The sequence below is a fragment of the Methylocystis sp. Se48 genome, from assembly GCF_056269425.1.
Genome location: NZ_CM149850.1, coordinates 872,228 through 892,599, shown reverse-complemented (window position 1 = coordinate 892,599; position 20,372 = coordinate 872,228). Strand labels below are relative to the sequence as shown.

General features: G+C 67.0%; 26 protein-coding genes and 1 pseudogene. 23 read left to right on the top strand and 4 right to left on the bottom strand.

Annotation, left to right across the window (positions count from 1 at the left end; all coding sequences use genetic code 11):
* Positions 1–87 precede the first annotated feature (87 nt).
* Positions 88–987 (bottom strand): LysR family transcriptional regulator, encoded by a 900-nt coding sequence (locus ACV959_RS04335; protein ID WP_475738689.1) that lies wholly within the window; start codon positions 985–987, stop codon positions 88–90.
* A 314-nt stretch (positions 988–1,301) separates the two neighbouring features.
* On the opposite strand from ACV959_RS04335, the gene ACV959_RS04330 reads away from it, so the two are divergent.
* The 5 genes from ACV959_RS04330 to ACV959_RS04310 are packed head-to-tail and all read left to right on the top strand — an operon-like array spanning position 1,302 to position 5,555.
* Positions 1,302–2,852, top strand: a complete 1,551-nt coding sequence (locus ACV959_RS04330; protein WP_475738688.1) for a D-alanyl-D-alanine carboxypeptidase family protein — start codon at positions 1,302–1,304, stop codon at positions 2,850–2,852.
* Entirely contained in the window at positions 2,849–4,018 is a 1,170-nt protein-coding gene (locus ACV959_RS04325; protein ID WP_475738687.1) for a CobW family GTP-binding protein, read from the top strand. The genes ACV959_RS04330 and ACV959_RS04325 overlap by 4 nt, the downstream gene beginning before the upstream one ends.
* A gap of 48 nt (positions 4,019–4,066) precedes the next feature.
* Positions 4,067–4,834: a ComF family protein gene (locus ACV959_RS04320; protein WP_475738686.1), complete on the top strand. Its 768-nt coding sequence runs from the start codon at positions 4,067–4,069 to the stop codon at positions 4,832–4,834.
* Between the two features lie 53 nt (positions 4,835–4,887).
* Entirely contained in the window at positions 4,888–5,157 is a 270-nt protein-coding gene (grxC, locus tag ACV959_RS04315; RefSeq protein ID WP_475738685.1) for a glutaredoxin 3, read from the top strand.
* Entirely contained in the window at positions 5,154–5,555 is a 402-nt protein-coding gene (locus tag ACV959_RS04310) for a DUF1178 family protein (protein ID WP_475738684.1), read from the top strand. The genes grxC and ACV959_RS04310 overlap by 4 nt, the downstream gene beginning before the upstream one ends.
* A 4-nt stretch (positions 5,556–5,559) precedes the next feature.
* Here ACV959_RS04310 and ACV959_RS04305 read toward each other — a convergent pair whose 3' ends face one another.
* Genes ACV959_RS04305 through ACV959_RS04295 form a run of 3 tightly spaced genes read right to left on the bottom strand, consistent with a single transcriptional unit; the run spans position 5,560 to position 8,959 of the window.
* Positions 5,560–6,153, bottom strand: coding sequence for a DUF1254 domain-containing protein (locus tag ACV959_RS04305; RefSeq protein WP_475738683.1), 594 nt, complete (start codon positions 6,151–6,153; stop codon positions 5,560–5,562).
* Positions 6,144–6,731: a DUF1214 domain-containing protein gene (locus ACV959_RS04300; protein ID WP_475738682.1), complete on the bottom strand. Its 588-nt coding sequence runs from the start codon at positions 6,729–6,731 to the stop codon at positions 6,144–6,146. The genes ACV959_RS04305 and ACV959_RS04300 overlap by 10 nt, the downstream gene beginning before the upstream one ends.
* 11 nt (positions 6,732–6,742) lie before the next feature.
* Positions 6,743–8,959 carry a transglycosylase domain-containing protein gene (locus ACV959_RS04295; RefSeq protein ID WP_475738681.1) on the bottom strand — a complete coding sequence of 739 codons (2,217 nt, stop codon included), beginning with the start codon at positions 8,957–8,959 and terminating at the stop codon, positions 6,743–6,745.
* A 140-nt stretch (positions 8,960–9,099) separates the two neighbouring features.
* On the opposite strand from ACV959_RS04295, the gene ACV959_RS04290 reads away from it, so the two are divergent.
* From ACV959_RS04290 to ACV959_RS04205, 18 genes and pseudogenes are all read left to right on the top strand, one after another.
* Positions 9,100–9,591 carry a YcgN family cysteine cluster protein gene (locus tag ACV959_RS04290; protein WP_475738680.1) on the top strand — a complete coding sequence of 164 codons (492 nt, stop codon included), beginning with the start codon at positions 9,100–9,102 and terminating at the stop codon, positions 9,589–9,591.
* A 310-nt stretch (positions 9,592–9,901) separates the two neighbouring features.
* A complete protein-coding gene (locus ACV959_RS04285; RefSeq protein ID WP_475738679.1) occupies positions 9,902–10,555 on the top strand; it encodes a hypothetical protein in 654 nt (217 codons plus the stop codon).
* Complete coding sequence (locus ACV959_RS04280) at positions 10,509–11,840, top strand: DNA-packaging protein (RefSeq protein ID WP_475739584.1); 1,332 nt, start codon at positions 10,509–10,511, stop codon at positions 11,838–11,840. The genes ACV959_RS04285 and ACV959_RS04280 overlap by 47 nt, the downstream gene beginning before the upstream one ends.
* A 45-nt stretch (positions 11,841–11,885) precedes the next feature.
* Positions 11,886–13,067 (top strand): phage portal protein, encoded by a 1,182-nt coding sequence (locus ACV959_RS04275; protein ID WP_475738678.1) that lies wholly within the window; start codon positions 11,886–11,888, stop codon positions 13,065–13,067.
* Positions 13,068–13,075: 8 nt separating this feature from the next.
* Positions 13,076–13,264: a hypothetical protein gene (locus ACV959_RS04270; protein WP_475738677.1), complete on the top strand. Its 189-nt coding sequence runs from the start codon at positions 13,076–13,078 to the stop codon at positions 13,262–13,264.
* On the top strand, positions 13,261–13,446 hold the full coding sequence (locus tag ACV959_RS04265) for a histidine kinase (protein ID WP_475738676.1): 186 nt from the start codon (positions 13,261–13,263) through the stop codon (positions 13,444–13,446). The genes ACV959_RS04270 and ACV959_RS04265 overlap by 4 nt, the downstream gene beginning before the upstream one ends.
* Positions 13,433–14,014 carry an HK97 family phage prohead protease gene (locus ACV959_RS04260; RefSeq protein WP_475738675.1) on the top strand — a complete coding sequence of 194 codons (582 nt, stop codon included), beginning with the start codon at positions 13,433–13,435 and terminating at the stop codon, positions 14,012–14,014. Before ACV959_RS04265 ends, ACV959_RS04260 begins: the two co-directional genes overlap by 14 nt.
* 132 nt (positions 14,015–14,146) lie before the next feature.
* A complete protein-coding gene (locus ACV959_RS04255; protein WP_475738674.1) occupies positions 14,147–15,373 on the top strand; it encodes a phage major capsid protein in 1,227 nt (408 codons plus the stop codon).
* A gap of 63 nt (positions 15,374–15,436) precedes the next feature.
* Entirely contained in the window at positions 15,437–16,012 is a 576-nt protein-coding gene (locus ACV959_RS04250) for a head-tail connector protein (RefSeq protein WP_475738673.1), read from the top strand.
* A complete protein-coding gene (locus ACV959_RS04245) occupies positions 16,009–16,338 on the top strand; it encodes a phage head closure protein (RefSeq protein ID WP_475738672.1) in 330 nt (109 codons plus the stop codon). Before ACV959_RS04250 ends, ACV959_RS04245 begins: the two co-directional genes overlap by 4 nt.
* 10 nt (positions 16,339–16,348) lie before the next feature.
* Positions 16,349–16,759, top strand: a complete 411-nt coding sequence (locus ACV959_RS04240) for a DUF3168 domain-containing protein (protein WP_475738671.1) — start codon at positions 16,349–16,351, stop codon at positions 16,757–16,759.
* A 19-nt stretch (positions 16,760–16,778) separates the two neighbouring features.
* Positions 16,779–17,189 (top strand): phage major tail protein, TP901-1 family, encoded by a 411-nt coding sequence (locus ACV959_RS04235; protein WP_475738670.1) that lies wholly within the window; start codon positions 16,779–16,781, stop codon positions 17,187–17,189.
* A gap of 7 nt (positions 17,190–17,196) precedes the next feature.
* Entirely contained in the window at positions 17,197–17,556 is a 360-nt protein-coding gene (locus ACV959_RS04230; protein WP_475738669.1) for a gene transfer agent family protein, read from the top strand.
* A gap of 53 nt (positions 17,557–17,609) precedes the next feature.
* A pseudogene (locus tag ACV959_RS04225) lies at positions 17,610–17,777 on the top strand (rcc01693 family protein); the annotation flags it as partial.
* A gap of 9 nt (positions 17,778–17,786) precedes the next feature.
* Positions 17,787–18,377: a phage tail tape measure protein gene (locus ACV959_RS04220; RefSeq protein WP_475738668.1), complete on the top strand. Its 591-nt coding sequence runs from the start codon at positions 17,787–17,789 to the stop codon at positions 18,375–18,377.
* A gap of 14 nt (positions 18,378–18,391) precedes the next feature.
* A complete protein-coding gene (locus tag ACV959_RS04215; RefSeq protein ID WP_475738667.1) occupies positions 18,392–19,030 on the top strand; it encodes a phage distal tail protein, Rcc01695 family in 639 nt (212 codons plus the stop codon).
* Positions 19,031–19,039: 9 nt separating this feature from the next.
* Positions 19,040–19,930 (top strand): DUF2163 domain-containing protein, encoded by an 891-nt coding sequence (locus tag ACV959_RS04210; protein ID WP_475738666.1) that lies wholly within the window; start codon positions 19,040–19,042, stop codon positions 19,928–19,930.
* Positions 19,927–20,364 (top strand): NlpC/P60 family protein, encoded by a 438-nt coding sequence (locus tag ACV959_RS04205; RefSeq protein ID WP_475738665.1) that lies wholly within the window; start codon positions 19,927–19,929, stop codon positions 20,362–20,364. Before ACV959_RS04210 ends, ACV959_RS04205 begins: the two co-directional genes overlap by 4 nt.
* Positions 20,365–20,372: the final 8 nt, after the last annotated feature.

The window sequence follows — 20,372 nt, the reverse complement described above, 5'->3', positions numbered from 1 at the left end:
CCTTCATTGGTTTTATTCCAAGGACAGTGCCGGAAATCCCCGCCCCGATCAATAGCGTCCCCGCCGTTGCACGATAGGGCATGCCTATCAATCGTCCAATCTGCCGCTTTCAGCGAGCGCTTTCGCCTCGGCGACGAGGGCGCCGACAAGCGGGATCACCGGATCGCGCTGTGGCGCCACAAGGCCGATTTCGTAGCCGGCTTCGGGCTCTACGATCGGTATCGACCGCAACGGCGGCTCGGCCCCGAGCGTTTTGGCCAGCTTTTCCGGGAGAATCGTCGCCCACCTGCCGGACTTCACGTGATCGAACAGCAGGATCACCGAATTCGACTCGAGAATGGGGGCCGTTTCGGTTCCGCCTGCGCCAATTAGCCGCTCTATGATCCGGCGATTCTGCATGTCGGGCGTCAACAGGCAGAGGTCAATCCGCCCGACCTCCGCCCATGTCACGCGGTCGCGGTCCCCGAGCGGATTGCCGGCCGTGGTCAGAAGCCTGTAGCGCTCGGAGCACAGCGGCACGGTGCGCACCCGCCCCAGCGGCTCGTTGTCGAGATAGGTGATCCCGGCGTCGATCTCTAGATTGTCGAGCATCGCCAGCACCTCGGCCGAGGAGGCGGAAAGCACCGAGAAGCGCACATGGGGGTGCTTCTCGCGATAGGGGGTGGTCAGCGCCGAAACGATTCCCTCAGCGGTCGGGATGACGGCGATCTTGAGCTGGCCGGAGAGCCCCTCCCGCAACGTCCGCACCTCCTGCCGCATGGCGCGGGAGTCGCCGACGATGCGCTTCGCCCACACCAGCACGCGCTCGCCCTCCGCGGTCAGGCCATGAAAACGCGACGACCGATTGACGAGCAGGACGCCGAGCGTGTCCTCGAGCTGCTTGATCCCCGCTGAGAGGGTAGGCTGGGTCACGCCGCAGAGCTCGGCCGCGCGCGAAAAACTTTTTTCGCTGGCGACGGTGATGAGAAATTCGAGTTTGTCGATCACTTCAAAGCGTTCCGATGGCCGCCCGCGCAACGCGCGGATCCCGCCCCTCGGATCCGCCAAGTTTTCAGGACGAGGCGCCGCCCGCCCGCGCAGGCTCAGTCATACCACAACCCCGACGCAAACGCCCGAAAAAATAATGTGAAAAGAGGCGCCGAGGGATGAAACGCCCCATCGCCGGCGTCTTCACGCCAAGCCACGCTTTCGCCCGGCCGATTCGCGGCCACAATTTGCCCATATTTGAACCGTTTCGGGATGATGAGTATGGTCGCGGAGCGTTCCATCGCCGCTCGCGCGGCCTCGAGAGACATTTGCCAATGACGACGATGAAAAGACTGCTGCGTCTTGGCGCGCTCGCGTCGATCGCGGCCGCCGCAATGGCCCTTCCCCGCGCGGCGGAGGCGACGCCGTCGCTCGTGATCGACGTCGCTTCGGGACAGGTGCTGTCGCAGGATCAATCGACGGTGTCGTGGTATCCGGCCTCTCTCACCAAGCTGATGACGGCCTATGTTGCGCTCGACGCGGTTCGCGCCGGCCGCATCACGATGGACACGCCGCTGATGGTCTCGCCGCGCGCGGCCCGGATGGCGCCGTCGAAGATGGGCTTTCGGCCGGGCACGGAAGTAACGCTACAGAACGCGCTCGTCATGCTGATGGTGAAGTCCGCCAACGACATCGCGGTCACCATCGCCGAGGGCGTTTCGGGGTCGGTGGAGGCTTTCGCCGACGAGATGAACCGCGCCTCCGCCGCGCTCGGCATGACCCAGTCGCAATGGGTCAATCCCAACGGCCTGCCGGACACGCGCCAGGTGACCTCGGCCCGCGACCTCGCAATTCTCGGCCGCGCGCTCTATCTGCAGTTTCCGGAATACGCCAACCTCTGGAACATTGGCGCGATGCAGCTCGGCGGGAAAATCCACCCGACGCACAATGGCCTTCTCGGCCGTTATCCCGGCGCCGACGGCATGAAGACGGGCTTCACCTGCCCCGCGGGCTTCAATCTCGTCGCCTCGGCCACGCACGGGGGACAGCGGCTCATCGCCGTGGTTCTCGGCGCCCCTTCGGCGGCGGCGCGCACCGCCAAGGCCGCCGCCCTGCTCGACCGCGCCTTCCAGACCGGCGCAGCGCAGGGCACGCTCGCCTCCTTGCCCAGCTACGGACCGACAGCCGCCCCCGACATGCGCGACAGCGTCTGCCGCAACAGGGGCGCCGCCACGGCCGAGTTTATGAACGAAGTTGAGGACATGTCGATCCCCGTCGGCTCCGCGACGGGCATCCCGCTGCTCGACGCCATGGGCGGCGCGACGCAGCAGATCAGCGTGAAGAACATCGCCCGCCTGCCCCGCCCGCAATTCCAGCCGGTGCAGGTCTATGTCGGCCGCGCGCCGGGCTACGTCGGCCCCGTCGCCCGGGCCCGCGCGCCGGGCGCCCCGATCGGCGAACAAACGGATCTCGCCGCTTACGCCAATACGGAACCGTCCGGCGGCGACGCTTCGCCGATCAGCCGCCCCGCGCCGGACGCGGCGAGCCTGCGCAAGGGCAAGCGCGCCAGGCGCGCAGGCGTCGCGACGGCCGCGGCGCCGGTCGAGAGCATCGTGCGGGTCGATAGCGCCGCGCCCGAAGAAAAGCCAACAGCGTCCGCCAAGGCCGCTGACAAACCGGGCGCAAAGGCCGCCGCCAAAGCCTCTGCTCAGGACGGCGCCGCCCGACCGGCGCCGGTCAAAACCGCCGCCAAACCCGCGAACGACGCGGCCCGCGAGACGCCGGCCAAACCCGCCGCCGGAAAGACCGCCCCCGGCAAGGCCGCCGCGGACAAGGCGAAGACGCCCGTCCCGCCCGCCGCGAAGCCGCAGGCGAAAGCACAGTGACCGAATCCGCTTCGGCCGCCGACCGCCGGCCGCCGCCGCCCATTCCGCTGACGATTCTCACCGGCTTCCTCGGAGCCGGAAAGACCACGCTGCTCAACGGGCTGCTCGCGCGCCCGGAGCTCGCAGACACGCTCGTGCTGATCAACGAGTTCGGCGAGATCGGCCTCGACCATCTCTTCATCGAGAAGGTCGAGGGCGACATGGTGATGATGAGCTCGGGCTGCGTCTGCTGCACGATCCGGGGCGAACTGGCGCATACGCTCGAGGATTTGCTGCGACGGCTGGACAACGGCCGGATCAGGCCTTTCCGCCGCATTGTTCTGGAAACGACCGGCCTTGCCGATCCGGCCCCCATTCTCCACACCATCATGAACCACCCCTATCTCTTGCTGCGTTTTCGACTCGACGGGGTGGCGACGGTCGTCGACGCCGTGAACGGCGAGGCGACGCTGGACGCGCATGAGGAGGCGGCGAAACAGGCGGCTGTCGCCGATCGCCTCGTCATCGCCAAAACCGACCTGCCGGAGGGGGCCGCGCGCCTTCCGGGCCTCGAGGCGCGGCTGCGCGCGCTGAATCCGGGCGCCCGGATCCTCATCGCCGCGGCCGGTGAGGCGACCCCGGCCGCGCTGCTCGACTGCGGCCTCTACGACCCGGCGGGCAAGACGCCGCGCGTGCGCGAATGGCTCAGCGCCGAAGCCGTCGAAGACGCCCTCGGACACGGCGATCACGGCCATCATCATCATGGCCGCGAAGGCCACGGCCATCGTCACGACGTCAACCGCCATGACGATCGCATCCGCGCCTTCTGCCTGACCGGCGATACGCCCTTCACGCCGCCGTCCTTCGATATATTCATCGACCTGCTGCGCCACACCCACGGGTCGCGTCTGCTGCGGGTCAAGGGGATCGTCGCCCTGTCCGACGCGCCGGAGCGGCCGGTCGTCATCCACGGCGTGCAACATGTCTTCCACCCGCCCCACCGGCTGGAGGCCTGGCCGGACGACGACCGCCGCACCCGGATCGTCTTCATCGTCAAGGATCTCGACCGCACATTCGTCGAGGGGCTTTATGCGGCGCTCATCCATCGCCCGGCGGTGGATGCGCCCGACGCCGAGGCGTTGACGAACAATCCGCTGGCGCCCACGCGCGGCGGTTTGCTGGGCTGAGGACAGGACGGAATTTCGCAAGACGGAAGTCTCTGGCATATTGCCAGGATGCAGCCTGCGTTGCCCCGCCGCGCCGCCCTCTCCGCCCGCCGCGCCGGCGCCTTTCTGCTCGACCTGGTCTATCCGCCCTCCTGCCTCGTCTGCCGCAAGGCGGTGGCGGCGCATGGCGCGCTGTGCGCGGCCTGCTGGCAAGACATCGCCTTCATCGAGCGGCCCTTTTGCGAAAGGCTCGGAACGCCCTTCGAGCGCGATCTCGGCCAGTCCGGGCTGATCTCTCCGGAGGCCGCCGCCAATCCGCCGGTCTTCCGCCGCGCCCGGGCCGTAGCGCGCTACGACAGCGAAAAGGCGCGCTCGCTCACGCACCGGCTCAAATATCACGACCGTCTGGAGCTCGCCGGCCCCATGGGCCGGTGGATGGTCCGCGCCGGCGCGGAGCTTCTGGCCGAAGCGGACCTCCTCATTCCGATTCCCTTGCATCGCCTGCGTCTCTTCGTCCGCCGCTTCAACCAGTCGGCGGCGCTGGCGCGGATCGTCTCGCGCGAAAGCGGCGTTCCGGTCGAGACCCTCGCGCTCCAGCGGGTGAAGGCGACGACGCCGCAAGTGGGCCTTTCCCGCGCCCAGCGCGCCGCCAATCTCTCGGGCGCCTTCCGGGTCGATCCCGAGCGCGCGGGCCTGATCGCCGGCCGCAACGTCGTGCTCGTCGACGACGTTCTGACGACCGGGGCGACCGCCAACGCCGCGGCCCGCGCCCTGCTGAAGTCGGGCGCCGCGCAGGTCGATCTGCTTGTCTTCGCGCGGGCCGTGACAAGCGCCTGACAACCGGCGTATAAGCGGCGCAGCGAAAGCGTCGACCAAGGTCTGCCGCCGTCATGGCCCGCATCGAGATCTACACCACGCCCACCTGCCCCTATTGCATCGCCGCGAAGAAGCTGCTGACGCAAAAAGGCGCCGCCTTCGAGGAAATCAGCGTCGCCGGCGATCCGGAAGGACGGCGCGCGATGAGCCAACGCGCCAACGGCCGCACGACCGTCCCGCAGATTTTCATCGACGGCCGGCATATCGGCGGCTGCGACGATCTCTATGCGCTCGACGCCAAGGGCGGGCTCGACCCGCTGCTGGCCGCCGGAGCCGCTTCATGATCCATTACACGCTGATCTGCGACGACGGACACGATTTCGACGGCTGGTTTCGCGACAGCGAGACGTTCGAGAAGCAGGCGGGAGACGGGCTGATCTCCTGCCCCTTTTGCGCCTCGACGAATGTCTCGCGCGGCGTCATGGCGCCGCATGTGGCGCGAAACAAACGCGACGACGACGCCCAGCGCCTGCGTCGCATGATTTACGAACTGCGGGAAAAAGTCGTCGCCGGAACGGAGGACGTGGGGGACCGCTTTCCTGAGGAGGCCCGCGCGATCGAGGAAGGGGACGCGGCGCGCCGCCCGATCCGCGGCCGGGCCACATTCGAGGAAGCCAAGGCGCTGCTAGAGGACGGGATCGAAATCCTGCCCATCCCGGAACTGCCGAACGACGGCAACTGACGCTTCAGCCTTTCGGCGGATCGAACCTCTCGCAGATCACCGCCTTCAGCCGCTCGCGCGCCCGCGCCTGATCCGACGGCCGCTTGGCGAACGAACGCACCAGCACGAAGCCGCGTTTGGTCGGCGCGGTGAGGCGCACTTCCTGCGGCGGCGCCTCTTCCTCGGCGCCTTGCAGCGCGTCGATCTGGCGTTCGTCGCCGATTACGATGTCGATCTTGCCCCTGATCGCGGCCCTGTCGGTGATCGCGTGATAGAGTCGCCCGGCGCGCGCGAAAAAGGAGAGGGCAAGAAGATCCTCGCCATCCGCCGTCGCCGTCACGCGCAACAGCCCGTGCGAGAGATCGTAGACGCAAACGGCCTCCGCGAAGGCGGGATCCTCGAAGAGCAAGGGCTCCGCGCCGGGCGCGGCCGGCGGCAGCAGCAAAAGCGTACCGGTCGGCGCGCCGCCGGCCGCCTCCAGCACGCGGGCGTAGGCGTCGCGCGGCGCGACCGTGGGCATCAACAGGACCGAAACGATGTGCACGATCCCGGCGATCAGCAGCGTCGCCGCCGCCAGGGGGAGATAGTCGAGATATCGGTCGGGAATGGTCAGCCGCACGTCAATTTCACGATTTTGGGAAAGGATTGCGGATCGGGATTGGCGTCGACGTCGAGCGCGGCGTCGTAGAGCCGAAGCAGCACGATGAATTTGCGCGCCTCGCCCGGGGAAAGCCAGTTTCCCGGACGCGCGTTTCGCGCAATCGCGATCTCGAAGGCGCCGCCCTCCCGTCGCAGGATGTCGACCGAAGTGAACCCGTAGCGGCCGGACGGATTGGGCAAGAGCGCGCCGCCGGGACTCGCGAGGGAGAGAGTCCAGAACCGGGCGGCGGGCGTGGGATCGACGATGCGGTATTCGCACGCGGCATCGAGGGTCGACCCCGCCGAATCGGTCTGCGCGACAAAGGCCAGTCCCTGATCCCGGCCGAGCGGCGCCTCGCCGGTGCGCGACACCACCGCGCGCGCGTAAGGATCGATGTCCTGTCCCCCGACCGCGGGCCAGGCCGTCCAGGGGCCCGCGCGCAGGGGATTAAATCCGTAGCCGCTGTCGAGCGACGCGACGGTGGCGAGGAGACCGATGACGAGCCCCGCGATCATCGCCGAGCCGGCGCGCATATATTTGGCGTAGGGTCGCGTCACGAGCCGTCCCGTTACTCGACGGCGCCGACAGTCGGGAAGGCGCCGCGTCCCTTCGACTGCGCGATCGTCGCTGGCGCATCGAGCGCGCCCTGCCTGCCGGCGCCGCTCGCCCTGGCTTTCTTCTCGATCGATTCGAGCGCCTGGACCGCTCCCTTGGACAAGGTCGCCGGCCGCTGCGGGGCGCCGAGTTCGAGCGCCTTGACGCCGTTCGCCGCGGCGGTCTCCTGCTTCGGTTCGGGCTTCAGACCGACGATCGGCTTGAGCTGAATCCCCTGATGCGCATAGGCCATGACGTCGTGCCAGGTTCCCGCCGGCAGCGTGCCGCCGGTCATGTTGTTCATGGGTTCATTGTCATCGTTGCCGTACCAGACGCAACCGCCCATCGTGCCCGAATAGCCGCAAAACCATGCGTCCCTGTAGCCGTTGGTCGTGCCGGTCTTGCCGATGACGTCGATCCCCTCGCCAAGCTGGGCGCGCTTGCCCGTTCCCTCTTCGACCACTTTTTTCATCATGCCCGCGAGATCGACGACCTTTTCGAACGGCAGAACCTGCTGCTGCGGCGGCGCGTCGCGATCGTGCCGGTACAGCAGATCGCCCTGACGGTTGCGAATTTCGACGGCGGCGTAGGGGATCGTGCGCTTGCCGCCGTTGACGAAGGCGGCGTAGGCGGCCGAATGCTCCAGGAGAATGACATCGCTCTGGCCCACGGGAAGAGAAGGCGTATCCTCGAGCGGCGTGGTGATGCCGAGCTTGCGGCAGGTCTCGATGATTTTGGCGCGGCCGACGCGCGAATCGCCGTTCCCGATGGCGATGGAAAGCTTGATCGCGACCGTGTTGAGCGATTTCGCCAGCGCCATGGCGAGCGGCATGGAGCCGGCGTAGCCGCCGCTGTAATTGTGAACGCAGTAATTGCCGATGCAGGTCGGGGAGTCGGTGACGATGGTCGTCGGCTTGAATTTGCCGGTCATCAGCGCCGTCAGATAAACATAGGGCTTGAAGGAGGAGCCCGGCTGACGCGAGCCGTCCGTCGCGCGGTTGAACTGGCTCGCCCCATAGTCGCGCCCGCCGATGATGGCGCGAACGGCGCCGTCGGGCTCCATCGCCACCATTGCCGCCTGCTTGACCCGGTAAGACCGGCCCTGCTCGCGCAAATTCTTCTCGATGACCTCCTCGGCGCGCTTCTGGACGTTCGAATCGAGCGCCGTGCGAACCGTCAGCACGCGATTGTCGCCAAGTTTGCCGGCCGCCGCGAGCTTGCGAATTTCGCCATAGGCGTAATCGAGATACCAGTCCGGGCTCTCCTGCCTCTGGCGGTCGACGGGGGTCGCGGGGCTGCGTTGGGCGGCGATGATCTGGCCCTGGCTCATGAAGCCGGCGTCGACGAGATTGTTCAGCACGTCGTTGGCGCGCGCGCGGGCGGCCGGCAGGTTGTTGTGCGGGGCGTATTTCGTCGGCGCCTTGAACAGACCCGCGAGCATGGCGGCCTCCGCGAGCGAAACGTCCTTGACGGACTTGCCGAAATAGAACTCCGCCGCCGCCTGAATGCCGAAGGCGCCGCCGCCCATATAGACGCGATCGAGATAGAGCTTGAGGATCTCCCGCTTGGTGAGGTGATGCTCCAGCCACAGCGCGAGGAAGGCCTCGTTGATCTTGCGCGTGATCGTGCGCTCGTTGGAGAGGAAGAGATTCTTGGCGAGCTGCTGGGTGATCGAGGAGCCGCCCTGCACCACGCCCGACGAGCGCGCGTTGACGGTGAGCGCGCGCATCGTGCCGATGACGTCGATGCCGAAATGCTCGTAGAAGCGGCGGTCCTCCGTCGCCAGCACGGCCTTGATCAGGTAATCGGGATATTCCTCCAGCGGAACCGCATCGTCGTGCTTGATGCCGCGCTGGCCCACTTCATTGCCGTAACGGTCGAGGAAGGTGACGGCGAGATCGGTCTGCTTCAGCCAGTCGCCCTCGCTGGTCATCTGGAAAGCGGAGCCCGCGAGCGCCAGCAGGCCGATGAGCCCAACGAGTCCCCAGGTCAGCGACTCGCAGGCGAGTTCGACGCCGACCCGCGCCAGCCCTGACACATGGAATCGCTCCATGAAGGCCGAAAAATTCTCGTAGAGTTCACGCGAGCGCCGGCCGCTGTCAAAGACGCTTGAATCGATCAGCGCGTCGGCCGACAGCAGGATGCGCTTCACGCGCTTGACGAGGGGCGAGGACCAGAAACGCTCGAACAAGGCTCGTGACTCCCCGGCCGGCGGAATGCGCGGACGGCGCATGAGGTTAGCACTTTTTAAACCATCTTGACGACAGCGCCCCGCCCGCTCATTGCGGTTATGGTTTCCGTCGCGCGGCGGAGCGACGGGTCAGAGGCACGATGGCGGGCGAAAACGGCAAAAAAGGCGCGGCGATCCCATTCTGGGAAAAACCGCTCGCGGAACTCACCCGCGCGCAATGGGAGAAGCTTTGCGACGGCTGCGGACGCTGCTGTCTGGTCAAGCTCGAGGACGAGGATACGGGCGCTGTCTATCACACGAGCGTTTCCTGCAAGATGCTCGACCACGCAACCTGCCTGTGCCGCGACTATGAGAACCGTCGCGACCATGTGCCGGACTGCGTGCGGCTGACCCTGAAAAAGCTCCAGGAGATCGACTGGCTGCCGCCGACCTGCGCCTATGTGCTCAGGAACCAGGGCAAGCCCCTGCCCCCTTGGCACCCGCTGATAGCCGGCGATCCCGAAAGCGTGCACCGCGTCGGCGTCTCGGTGCGCGGACGCGTCGAGGTCAGCGAAGCGGACATCGACGAGGAAGACACGCCCGATTACATCCGTCTGTGGCCGAAACGCTGGCCGAAGAAGGCGCGGTATTGAGTCCCTGCCCCGAGGACGCCCGCGCCTCCCTGTCGTGGGGACGGGGGAATTCTCCGCAGCCGCCGCCGCAATAGCCAAAGTCGCGCCAATCGCCGTAGCCGTCGCCGCCCGCGACGTCCTCTGAGCCCGCTCCGGGGAAGGCGCCGGCAACCATGCGCACGACAAGCGCGAGAGCCATGGCCCCCGAGACGAAAGAAAGATCGTTTCGAGCCGCCAACGAAACCCGGCCGGTTTTAGGAGAACACGCCGAGGAAGCATTGGACTCCGGCGGAATGTATCGGTATTTTTTCACATGATATGAAATTATTCCTTGACAGCCGAACGCTGGCGAGGTAGAAAGAGCCCATGCTCCACAATTGCGCTCGGGCGGCGGGGCTCCTTTCCATCGACGACAAACTCCAACGCCTCCGTCTCCCACTGCTGGCGGGCGGACGCCGCGTCGCGGTTTTCCATGCAGAAAAAGACCTCTCCGCCGCGCGAGAAGATCGCGCAGGCGAAGCTCCTTTATGACGCAGGCGCGCCGGTCGCGGAGATCGCGACGCTCCTCGCCATGAGCCCCGGCCGCTTTCGCGCCTTTCGCGAGGAACATGATTGGCCGCTGCGTCCGTCCGCCTGCCGGCGGAAGACCGGTCGCCCCGAAGCCGAACCCGCAAGAAGACCGGCGGACCCCGCGCGGCTCATCGCCCGGCTTGAAGACGCGGTCGAACGCGAATTCGCGCGAGCCGAGGCCGCGCTGGAAAAACACGCGCCCAGGACGACCGAGGCGAGCGCGCGCACGCTGGCGACGCTGGTGAAAACGCTCGCCGAACTGAAACGCATGCGGCGCGACGCCGACGAAACCAGAGAGGACGCGACGCGCCCCGATGACGACGCCCGCGACGAGCCGCCCCGCGAACTGGCCGAACTCCGCGCGGAGCTTGCTCGACGGCTCGAGCGCCTGCGCGGCGAACGGCAGGCTGAATGACCTGCTCGACGGTTTCACGGCCCGCGAACTGGCGCGCCTCCTCGACGACTGGGAGTTCGTCGCGCGCAAGGATCAGTGGCCGCCGCGATGCGCGCAGAACGGCCTGCCCTGGCGCGTCTGGCTGATTCTCGGCGGCCGCGGGGCAGGCAAGACCCGCGCCGGCGCCGAATGGGTGAAGGGCCTCGCGCTCGGCCGGCCGCAGTTCTGCGCGCGGCCGGTGGGGCGCATCGCGCTCGTCGGCGAAACCGCGGCCGACGTGCGCGACGTCATGATCGAGGGCGTTTCCGGCCTGCTCGCCGTGCATGGCAAGCGCGACAGGCCGCGCTGGGAAGTGTCCCGCCGGCGTCTCGTGTGGGATTCCGGCGCCGTCGCGCAGGCGTTTTCGGCCGAAGACCCCGAAAGCCTGCGCGGCCCGCAATTTCACGCCGCCTGGTGCGACGAACTCGCCAAATGGCGCTACGCCAGGGAGACATGGGACATGCTGCAATTCGGCCTGCGGCTCGGCGACTGGCCGCGACAGATCGTGACGACGACGCCGCGGCCGACGCCCCTGCTGAAGGAGCTTCTCTCCCATCCCTCGACGGCGCTGACCCGCGCTCTGACGCGCGAGAACGCCGCGCATCTCTCGCCCTCCTTCCTCGAAAGCGTGATCGCGCAATACGCCGGCACGCGGCTCGGCCGCCAGGAACTCGACGGCGAGATGGTCGAGGAGCGCGCGGATGCGCTGTGGAGCCGCGACGTGATCGAGTCCCTGCGCGTCGCCTCGGCGCCGCCGCTCGCGCGCATCGTCGTCGCGGTCGATCCGCCGGCGACGTCCGGCAAGCGCGCCGACAATTGCGGAATCGTCGCCGCCGGCGCCGACGCCGAGGGGCTCGTCCATGTGATCGAAGACGCAACGCTCGCCGCCGCGCGTCCGGCGCAATGGGCGCGCGCGGCGATCGCGCTGTATCACAAGCTGTCGGCCGACGCGCTCGTCGCCGAAGTCAACCAGGGTGGCGAAATGGTGCGCGCCGTGCTGAACGAGGCGGACCCGTCGGCCCCCGTGACCATGGTGCGCGCGACGCGCGGCAAATATCTGCGCGCGGCGCCGGTGGCGCAGCTCTATGAGCAGGGCCGCGTGAAACATGTCGGCGCCTTTCCGGCGCTCGAGGACGAAATGTGCGACTTCGGCCTCGACGGACTGTCTTCCGGGCGCTCCCCCGACCGTCTCGACGCGCTCGTGTGGGCGATCTCCGCACTCGCGCTGTCGCCGAAGACGCCCGAGCCGCGCATGCGCCGCATGTAATTCGACGATTGCGCCGAAAGCGCTTTCCATCTCGCAGGAAAAATCATGCCATCACTTCTCTCGCGCCTCTTCGGCGCGCCCGCGGGCGAGGCGAAGCATTCGCGCGCCGCGAAGCTGCTCGCCATGCATTCGATCGGACAGGCGCACTGGACCGCGCGCAACGGCGCGGCCATGACGCGCGAAGGTTATGAACGCAACGCCGTCTGTCATCGCTGCGTGCGCATGGTGGCGGAGGCCGCCGCCTCCGTGCCCTGGCTCATGTATCAGGGGCGCGAGGAACTCGTCGACCATCCGTTGCTCGCGCTGATCGAGCGTCCCAACCCGGTCGACACCAGCGTTTCCTTCATCGAGGCGATCTGCGCCAACCTGCTGCTCTGTGGCAACGCCTATATCGAATCCGTCCTTCTCGACGGCGACTTGCGCGAGCTCTACGCGCTGCGGCCCGACCGGATGAGCGTCGAACCGGGACGCAACGGCTGGCCCGCCGCTTTCGTCTATCGCGCGATGGGCGACGAAACGCGCTACCTGATGCGCGGCGAGGGCATCGAGCCGATCCTGCACATCAAATTGTTCCACCCGCTCGACGACTATTACGGCTTCGCGCCGCTCACGGCCGCGCAGGTCGCGCTCGATACGCACAACGCCGCGAGCTTCTGGAACAAGGCGCTGCTCGACAATTCCGCGCGGCCCTCCGGCGCGCTGGTCTACGCCGGGCCGGAAGGCGCGCATCTCACCGACGAGCAGTTCAATCGCTTGAAACAGGAACTCGAGGAAAACTTCTCAGGTACGGAAAACGCCGGACGGCCGCTCTTGCTCGAAGGCGGACTCGACTGGAAAGCGCTGTCTTTGTCTCCGAAGGACATGGATTTCATGGAGTCGAAAGCCGGCGCCGCACGCGAAATCGCGCTCGCCTTCGGCGTCCCGCCGTTGTTGCTGGGCCTGCCCGGCGACAACACCTTCAACAATTTCAGCGAAGCCAATCGCGCTTTCTGGCGCCAGACGGTGCTGCCGCTCGTCTCGCGCGTCCAGAAGAGCTTCCAGTCGTGGCTCGCCCCGGGCTTCGGGCCCTTCCGCTTCGACTACAACGCCGATCGCCTCGAAGCGCTCGCGACCGAACGCGCGAGCGAATGGGAGCGCGTCGGCAAGGCTCCTTTCCTCACGCTCGACGAACAACGCGAAGCCGTCGGCTACGGCCCCGCGCCGAAAGACCCCGCCTGGCGCAAGTAAAAATACGCATGTCAGACATTCTCGACGCCATTCTCGATCGCGGCGATCTCGCCCATCTCGCGCTTTTCCTATGGGCCTGCGTCGCAACGGCGCAGGCGCATATCGCCATGCGCGAAGTCAGCGAAGCGACCCGGCGCCTCGACGCCTTCGTGCGCGAACTAGCCCGATTCAACCGACGTTGCAGGAGCGACCCATGACGCAAAGAAAATTCTGGCTGCCCTTCTCGAAACGCGGAAGGCGGCGCCCGCCGCGCCGGGCGGACAGTTCCGATGACGTGTTCAAGGCCTTCGTGCAGACGCTCACGCGCATGCAGGCGCATGCGCGGCACGGCGCCGATGGAGCCACGGCCTGTCCGGGGAAAGCCGATGCGCCCGCGTGAGACCAAGCGCGCCGAGGCGGCGCTCGCCCGCGCGACGCAAGAGGGCGTCATCGAAGGCTACGCCTCGCTCTTCGGCGTTGCGGACTCGGGAGGGGACATCGTCATGAAGGGCGCCTTCGCGCGCTCCCTCGCGCGGCGCGGCGCGGCGGGCGTGAAGATGCTCTGGCAGCACGCCGCCGCCGAACCCATCGGGGTCTGGACGTCGATAGTCGAGGACGCAAAGGGCCTCAAAGTCGCCGGCCGGCTGGACCTCACCGTGGCGCGGGCGCGCGAAGCGCTGTCGCTGCTGCGCGGCGGAGCGATCGACGGACTCTCCATCGGCTTCCGGACGCGGCGCGCGACGACCGACAAGACGAGCGGCCTGCGCCGGCTTTATGAAATCGACCTCTGGGAGATTTCCATCGTGACCTTCCCGATGCTGATGCAGGCGCGCGTCGACGTCGTCAAGCGCGCGCCTGCGCGGACGATCGCCGAACTGCGCGCCACCCAAGCGCGCCTCGCCGCGACGGAAGCGGCGCTTCGCTTTCAGCGCGAGCTGCAAAGCTTAGGCGCGCGAACGCGCGTCTGACGCGCCATGAATCGTCCGCGACGCGCCGCCGATCGCGGACCGACACATCAGGCGGCGCTTTCGACGCGCGACGAAGCACGCGGGCGGCCGCCGCTCCGTGCGCCGTCGCGCGTCCCATTTTCGAGGCTCCTCATGTCATCAATCGAGATAAAATCCGCCGGCGAGTCGATCGTCGAGGATCTCAACCGCGCCTTTTCCGCCTTCAAGGAAGCCAATGACGAACGTCTCGCGCAAATCGAAACGCGCATGGGCGCCGACGTCGTCACCGAAGAAAAGCTCGCCCGCATCGACCAGACGCTCGATGAAACGAAGAGCCGTCTCGACCGACTGGCGCTGGACCTGTCGCGTCCGCGCATCGGCGGCGGCGCGCCGGAGGAGAGCAACGCCCGAGAGCACAAATCGGCCTTCGAACTCTATATGCGTTCCGGAGAGACCTCTGGCCTGAGGGCGCTCGAAGCCAAAGCGCTGTCGCGCGGCTCCGGGCCCGACGGCGGCTATCTCGTGCCCGTTCCTGCGGAGCGCGAGATTCTCCGGCGTCTCGAAAAACTCTCGCCGATCCGGGCCATCGCCAGCGTGCGCGAGATTTCGACGCAGTCGTTGCGTCGCGCCTTTTCCACCACCGGTCCCGCCGCCGGCTGGGCCGCCGAGACCGACGCGCGCCCCCAGACCGCGAACCAGCAGATCGCCGACATGACCTTCCCGGCGATGGAGCTTTACGCCATGCCTGCGGCGACGCAAACGCTGCTCGACGACGCTGTCGTCGATATCGAGCAATGGATCGCCGACGAAGTGCAGGTCGCCTTCGCCGAGCAGGAAGGCGCAGCCTTCGTCAACGGCGACGGCGTCAACAAGCCGAAAGGTTTTCTCGCCTATGCGACCGTCGCCGACGCGAGCTGGGCGTGGGGCTCCGTCGGTTATGTGACGACAGGCGTCTCAGGCGCCTTCGCCGCGACGAATCCGTCCGACGCGCTGTTCAACCTGATCTATGCGCTACGCGCGGGTTATCGCCAGAACGGCAAATTCGTGATGGGCCGCCGCGCGCAGTCGCTCGTGCGTCAATTCAAGACCACGACGGGCGATTACATCTGGGCGCCGCCCGCGACCGCCGACGGCTCCGCGTCGCTGATGAACTTCCCCGTCGTCGAGGCGGAAGACATGCCGGACCCCGCCGCCAACAGCTTCTCGATCGCATTCGGCGATTTCGAGCGCGGCTATATCGTCGTCGACCGCGTCGGCATTCGCGTGCTGCGCGACCCTTATTCCGCCAAGCCCTATGTGCTCTTTTACACGACGAAGCGCGTCGGCGGCGGCATACAGAATTTCGAGGCGATCAAGCTTCTCAAATTCGGCGTGTCCTGACCGGCGTCCGAGCCCGCGGTTTCGCGCCGCGGGCTCCTTTCCACAATCCCCACAGGAGCCGGCATGCGACCCATGCTCATCGGCGCGCCCGCGATCGAGCCCGTCTCGCTCGTGGAAGCGAAATCATGGCTGCGCGAAGACGCAAGCGACGAAGATCAGCTCATTCAGGGGCTGATTGTCTCCGCGCGAATGACGCTCGAAGCCTATACGAGACGCTTCTTCGTAACGCAGACATGGCGTCTCATTTGCGACGCCTGGCCTGCTTCCGTCGCCTCGACCGCCACGCTGGAAATTCCCTTCGCCCCGTTCCAGTCGGCCGCCGCCATTCGCGTCTACGACGCGAACGACGTATCGCAGCCCCTCGCGCCGGCGACCTATCGCGCGCCCCCGGCGAATCTCGGAGGGCGCATCGTCTTTACAGTCGCGCCGCCGCTTCCGGGCCGCGCGGCGGATGGAATCGAAATCGATGTCTCCGTTGGTTACGGAGCGCTCGCAACTCAGACTCCGGAGCCGCTGCGGCGCGCAATTTTGGCGCTCGTCGCACATTGGCGCGAAAAGCGCGGCGATGACGCGGACGATGTCCTGCCCAGGTCCGTCGCGCAACTTGCGGCGCCTTTCCGCCGGGAGCGTTTGCGATGAACGGCCGACCGAAGATCGGCGCCCTGCGCCGCCGCGTCACGCTCGAAGCGCCGGTGGACGCGCCCGACGACGCCGGCGGCTTTCTCCGTGAATTCGCGCCGGTCGCACAGCTATGGGCGAAAATCGAAGCGACCGGCGCAGGCGAGCAATTCGCCGAACAGCGCCTCGAACAATCTCGCACGCTTCGCGTGACGATCCGCTGGCGCGCGGGCGTGACGAGCCAGATGCGCTTCGACCTGCAAGGGCGAAAGCTCTACGTCCGCGGCGTTTTAGACGTCGACGAAGCCGGCCGCTTCCTGCGTTGCGATTGCGAGGAGCTATCGTGAGACAGACATCATGAACGCATCCCCCGTCCTTGCGCTTCGAAAGGCGATTCGAGCCCGTCTCCTCGCGGATGCGTCGCTCGTCGCAAGTCTCGGCGGCCCGAAGGTCTTCGATGAAACGCCCCGCAACGCCGATGCGCCCTACGTTCTCTTCGCGGAGACGCAGATGCGCGATTGGTCCACCGATCTTTCGCGGGGCGCCGAACAGTTTCTGAACATCGCCGTCGTCTCGACGCAACGCGGAGCCACCGAGGCGTTGAACATCGCGCAATGGATCGTGGCGCTGCTCGACGAAGCGCCGCTCATGGCGGAAGGGCATCATCTGATCGATCTGCGCTTCGTTTCGCTGGAAACCAAGCGCGATCAGACGGGACGCTTCGCGCGCGCGAACCTTCGGTTCCGCGCAACGACCGAATATCTCTAATTCCGAAAGGAGAGCCGGCATGGCCGCTCAAAGAGGCAAGGATCTGCTTCTCAAAATCAGCGACGGGGCCAGCGCTTTCGTCACGGTCGCGGGTCTGCGCACGCGCCGCATCGCACTCAACGCTGACACGGTCGACGTCACGGACGCCGAGTCGACGGGCCGCTGGCGCGAGCTTCTCGGCGGCGCCGGCGTGCGCCGCGCCAGCGTCTCCGGCACGGGAATCTTCAAGGACCAGGAGTCCGACGCTCTGCTGCGCGAGGCGTTCTTCGACGGTCTGTTGCGGGACTGGCAAATCGTCGTGCCCGGTTTCGGCGTCATCGCGGGGCCGTTCCAGATTTCCAATCTCGATTATCGCGGCGAACACGCCGCCGAAGCGACGTTCGACATTTCGCTCGATTCCGCGGGCGAAGTGACCTTCACTGCGATTTGAGGCGGCAATGGCGAACACCAGGCGAGGTGAAATCGAGGCGCGCCTCGACGGCAAGACCTATACGCTCTGCCTGACCCTCGGCGCGCTCGCCGAACTCGAAAGCGGGCTGGGCGCGGCGGACCTCGTCTCGCTCGCCGCGCGCTTCGAGGCGAACAGGCTCTCGGCGCGCGACATCTTGCGCATCATCGGCTGCGGGCTTCGCGGCGCCGGACATGCGCTGACGGACGACGAAATTTCGAGAATGAAAGTCTCGGGGGGACTTGCAGGCTATGTGCGGATCGCGGCGGACCTCCTCGCCGCGACCTTCGGCGACGAGCCGGAGACGCGCGCGCCACAAAACCCTCGGACGCCGCAGGACGCCCTTTAGCGGGAAAGGCGAAGGCGGCGCGCGCATCCTCCCAACGCGCGCCCTTTCCCTTCTCGCGCGCCATGGCCTTCGGCCTGGGCGTCCTGCGGCTTGCGCCGAAAGATTTCTGGTCCATGACGCCGCGCGAACTCTTTTGCGCGGCGGAGGGAATTTACGGACGCGCGTGCGGCCCGCCCGGACGCGCGACGCTCGATGCCCTGATGCGCGACTTCCCCGATTGAGGCGCCCTTATGAACGAGTCCGACAATTTTCCCGACGTCTTCAATCAGGCCGGCGCAGCTGCGCCGCTCGCGGCTCATGATCTGAAGGCGATGAAACAGCTTCTCGACCAGATCAATGCATCGAGCGAGAGGGCGACGCGGACGCTTCTCAGCGGCTTCGGCGCGGCGGCCGCGAGCGGCAAGAGCTTCAACGAGACGCTTCTGACGATCGCGCAATCGCTGGCGCGCCTCGCCTTGCGCGAGGGAACAAAAGCGCTCGCCCAGGGGCTCGTCGATGGCGTCGGCGGTTTGTTCGCGCAGGCGCTCAACGGCAAGCAGGCGGTGACGCCCTTCGCCGAGGGCGGCGTCGTCGCAAGCCCGGCGTATTTCTCGACTGGCGGCGCTGTCGGCCTGATGGGCGAGCGCGGGGCCGAAGCAGTCATGCCGCTTGCCCGCGGCGCGGACGGCCGCCTCGGCGTCATCGCCAAGGGCGCCGACGCGCGACCCGTTTCCGTGACGGTGAATATCGCGGCGCAGGACGTCGACAGCTTTCGCCGATCCGAGGCGCAAATCACGGGGGCGCTGGCGCGCGCCGTGGCGCGCGGACAACGCAATCTCTAACGCTGAGGCGCCGCATGACGGACTTCCATGACATACGTTTTCCGCTCGACGTGTCGCTCCAAGGACGCGGCGGACCGGAGCGGCGCACCGAGATCGTGACGCTCGGCTCGAACCGCGAATCGCGCAACGCGCGCTGGGCGCATTCGCGACGCCGCTATGAAGCGGGCTATGGCGTGAAGACGCTGGCTCAGCTTGCGCAAGTGATCGCATTTTTCGAGGAGCGTCGCGGACGCCTTTATGGATTCCGCTGGCGCGATCGCGCGGATTTTTCCTCCTGCGCGCCCGGCGCGACGCCCGCCCCGACAGACCAAGTCCTTGGAACCGGCGACGGGGCGCGCGCAAGCTTTCAACTCGTGAAAACCTATGGCGGCGCCTTTGCGCCCTATCACAGAGCAATTGCGAAGCCCGTTGCCGGAAGCGCGCGAATCGCCGTCGACGGCGTCGAGATGTCTGCGCCGGATGCGTCGATCGACTCCGCGACGGGCGTCGTGACCTTTGCGCCAAGCCGCATCCCGCCGGCGGGCGCCGTCGTTTCGGCGGGCTTTCTCTTCGACGTGCCGGTTCGCTTCGACACGGATTTCCTCGAAATCGACATGCAGGCCTTCGAGGCCGGCGCCATCCCGAAAATCCCCATCGTCGAAATTGCGCCCTGAGGAGCGGCCATGCTGAATATTCCCGCAACGCTTCAGGAAAAGCTCGACGCGTCTGCGACGAGTTTTTGCCATTGCTGGCGGCTCGGGCGCGCGGACGGCGCCGTCATGGGCTTCACGGATCACGATTGCGATCTCGTCTTCAATGGCGTGACATTTCGCGCCAACACAGGGCTCTCGGCGTCTCAACTGGAAATGGGCCTCGGCCTCGCGCCGGGAACCGCGGAAGCCGCCGGCGCGCTGACGGACGACAGCCTCGCGGAAAAGGACTTGCTGAATGGTCTCTATGACGGCGCCGCCGTCGAGACATGGCTGGTCGACTGGCGCAACGTCGAGGATCGCATCCTGCTCGATGTCGCGACGATCGGAGAAGTCCGGCGCGGGGAGGCCGCTTTCAGCGCGGAGTTGCGCTCCGCGGCGCATGTATTCGACCAGCCGCAAGGACGGACCTTTCAGCGCGGCTGCTCGGCGAATCTCGGCGACGCGCGCTGCGGCGTGGATCTCGATGCGGAAGCGTTCAAGGGAACGGGCGTCGTCGCCTCGATGACGGGCGGCGTTTTGAGCGTCGATCTCGCATCGCCCGTCGCCGTAGGCTTTTTCACAGGCGGCGCGGCGGCGTTCACGAGCGGCGACAACGCCGGCGCGACGCTGCGGATCAAATCGCATGGCCAGGACGGACTGCGCGCAACGATCGCGCTCTGGACGGCGCCCGGCGCCGCAGTCGCCCCCGGCGACGCGGTGACGTTGACGGCCGGCTGCGACAAGTCGCCGTCCACGTGCCAGAAGAAGTTCGGCAATATCGTCAACTTTCGCGGCTTCCCGCATATGCCGGGCAATGATCGCGTGATCGCCTATCCAAGCGCGCTGGCGCCGGCGATGGACGGCGGGAGCTTTTTTCGATGAGCCTCGATCGCGCGCGGATCGTGGCGGCGGCGCGGCGCTGGATTGGCACGCCCTATCTGCACCAGGCCTCGCTTCCGGGCGTCGGCTGCGACTGCCTCGGCCTGGTGCGCGGCGTCTGGCGCGAGACGATCGGCGACGAACCGGAATCGGCGCCGCCCTACACGCCCGACTGGGCGGAAGCGCTCGGCGCCGAGACCTTGCTCGAAGCGGCGCGTCGGCATTTTACGCCGGTCGCGATCGACGCTTTCAGCCCCGGCGACGTGCTCATCTTCCGTTTCCGCGACCATCTGCCGGCGAAGCATGTCGGCGTCGCAACGACATCGTCGCACATGGTCCACGCCCATAGCGGCGCCTGCGTCAGCGAAGTCCCGATCGGACCGCACTGGCGCAAGCGCATTGCGGCGGCTTTCGCCTTTCCTGGCGTCGCCGTCTGAACGTCTCT

Coding starts and splice junctions, on each gene's coding strand:
- ACV959_RS04215 (WP_475738667.1), top strand. CDS start 18,392: ATGACGGACTTCCATGACATACGTTTTCCGCTCGACGTGTCGCTCCAA.
- ACV959_RS04320 (WP_475738686.1), top strand. CDS start 4,067: ATGCAGCCTGCGTTGCCCCGCCGCGCCGCCCTCTCCGCCCGCCGCGCC.
- ACV959_RS04275 (WP_475738678.1), top strand. CDS start 11,886: ATGCCATCACTTCTCTCGCGCCTCTTCGGCGCGCCCGCGGGCGAGGCG.
- ACV959_RS04310 (WP_475738684.1), top strand. CDS start 5,154: ATGATCCATTACACGCTGATCTGCGACGACGGACACGATTTCGACGGC.
- ACV959_RS04220 (WP_475738668.1), top strand. CDS start 17,787: ATGAACGAGTCCGACAATTTTCCCGACGTCTTCAATCAGGCCGGCGCA.
- ACV959_RS04210 (WP_475738666.1), top strand. CDS start 19,040: ATGCTGAATATTCCCGCAACGCTTCAGGAAAAGCTCGACGCGTCTGCG.
- ACV959_RS04230 (WP_475738669.1), top strand. CDS start 17,197: ATGGCGAACACCAGGCGAGGTGAAATCGAGGCGCGCCTCGACGGCAAG.
- ACV959_RS04250 (WP_475738673.1), top strand. CDS start 15,437: ATGCGACCCATGCTCATCGGCGCGCCCGCGATCGAGCCCGTCTCGCTC.
- ACV959_RS04205 (WP_475738665.1), top strand. CDS start 19,927: ATGAGCCTCGATCGCGCGCGGATCGTGGCGGCGGCGCGGCGCTGGATT.
- ACV959_RS04265 (WP_475738676.1), top strand. CDS start 13,261: ATGACGCAAAGAAAATTCTGGCTGCCCTTCTCGAAACGCGGAAGGCGG.
- ACV959_RS04245 (WP_475738672.1), top strand. CDS start 16,009: ATGAACGGCCGACCGAAGATCGGCGCCCTGCGCCGCCGCGTCACGCTC.
- ACV959_RS04330 (WP_475738688.1), top strand. CDS start 1,302: ATGACGACGATGAAAAGACTGCTGCGTCTTGGCGCGCTCGCGTCGATC.
- ACV959_RS04255 (WP_475738674.1), top strand. CDS start 14,147: ATGTCATCAATCGAGATAAAATCCGCCGGCGAGTCGATCGTCGAGGAT.
- grxC (WP_475738685.1), top strand. CDS start 4,888: ATGGCCCGCATCGAGATCTACACCACGCCCACCTGCCCCTATTGCATC.
- ACV959_RS04260 (WP_475738675.1), top strand. CDS start 13,433: ATGCGCCCGCGTGAGACCAAGCGCGCCGAGGCGGCGCTCGCCCGCGCG.
- ACV959_RS04270 (WP_475738677.1), top strand. CDS start 13,076: ATGTCAGACATTCTCGACGCCATTCTCGATCGCGGCGATCTCGCCCAT.
- ACV959_RS04235 (WP_475738670.1), top strand. CDS start 16,779: ATGGCCGCTCAAAGAGGCAAGGATCTGCTTCTCAAAATCAGCGACGGG.
- ACV959_RS04240 (WP_475738671.1), top strand. CDS start 16,349: ATGAACGCATCCCCCGTCCTTGCGCTTCGAAAGGCGATTCGAGCCCGT.
- ACV959_RS04290 (WP_475738680.1), top strand. CDS start 9,100: ATGGCGGGCGAAAACGGCAAAAAAGGCGCGGCGATCCCATTCTGGGAA.